General features: G+C 37.8%; 1 protein-coding gene and 1 pseudogene. Both read left to right on the top strand.

Annotation, left to right across the window (positions count from 1 at the left end):
- Nucleotides 1-86 precede the first annotated feature (86 nt).
- Nucleotides 87-833: a class I SAM-dependent methyltransferase gene (locus F6K53_RS43540; RefSeq protein WP_293086970.1), complete on the top strand. Its 747-nt coding sequence runs from the start codon at nucleotides 87-89 to the stop codon at nucleotides 831-833.
- Nucleotides 834-1025: 192 nt separating this feature from the next.
- Nucleotides 1026-1242 (top strand): annotated as a pseudogene (locus F6K53_RS43535) (glycosyltransferase); the annotation flags it as partial.

Here is a 1242-nt window from a genome sequence, read left to right as displayed (position 1 = left end):
TATTTAATTTCTATCGAACCTATCAATTTATTAATCAGTAAGCATCTATAGCTTGCAGTTTTAGAGTACAATGAATAGCATTTAATATGCAAAACACTAAACTGATACAGAATTTCTTTGATGAAACCGCTGCCATTTACCCAACCTACTTTGACCTGGTTAATAAAACAGGAACAAGTTTTAACTTTAACAAGCGGATGCAAATCATTGGCCATTTAGTTGCTGGCTCAACAGGAAGACTGTTAGACTGTGCCGTGGGTGACGGCAGGGTGACAGCTTATGCCCTAGAATGTGGTCAATTCACAGAGGCAATCCTAGTTGATCTGTCGCCTAAAATGCTTAAGCTGGCCCAGGGAGTCTGCCAGGGCTCAACCAACACAGGAATTGGTATTCAATACTTAAATTCAGATATCTTTGACTTTGCTCAATCCCAAAATTCATTATTTGATATAATTATTTGTTCTGGTCTTATAGCTCATTTAAATAATCCTGCTGATCTTTTAGATACTCTAGGAAGAATATTATCACCTAATGGTAAAATTATTCTGCAAACCACCCTATTGGATCACCCAGTTACTTGGCTAGTCAAACAGTTAACAGCAGACAAGTTTTTGAAAAACAATGGCTATAAAATTTCTTACTATACTTCTCATAAAATAGCGGCTTTGTGCAAAGAAACAGCTTTGCGGATCGAGCGAGTTGAGAAATTTTCCATGGGTCTGCAGTTTTTGGATAGAGTGTTGCCATCGACCTGGAATTATTATCTGGAATCTAGATTAGATACAATTGCTCAATCAATGGGCTCAGAAGCTATCTATGTACTAGGACGGTAAATCGGACGGGTGACATTTAAGTGCGTTAACTTTTCTAAAACTTAGATATAGCAGTCCTAAATGATTCGTGAAATATATTGGCTTAAAGTGTTCGCTATAACCTTTTTCCAGCAACGATTCCAGATTTGTCTGATTTTACAAATGATTTAGAATTGCTATATCACTATTCAAAGCTCAAAGAATTGACACTAAATGAAAATTCTAATAGTCACACCTGCCCTCGGTCCAGTGTACGGTGGCCCTTCTAAAAGTGTGATAGAACTAGCACATGTATTAGGGGGAAAAGGTGTCAGTATTGACCTCGTAACTACTAACGCAAATGGAGATCAGTCTCTAGATGTTCCTCTAAAGCATTGGATCCAGAGAGACTGTTATCGCGTTCAGTTTTTTACCTGCCATGCTTTTAAGG

This window comes from Moorena sp. SIO4A1, from assembly GCF_010672065.1.
In the GTDB taxonomy this organism is placed as follows: domain Bacteria; phylum Cyanobacteriota; class Cyanobacteriia; order Cyanobacteriales; family Coleofasciculaceae; genus Moorena.
The sequence above is the reverse complement of the archived record's forward strand: the minus strand, read 5'-3'. Positions and strand labels throughout refer to the sequence as shown.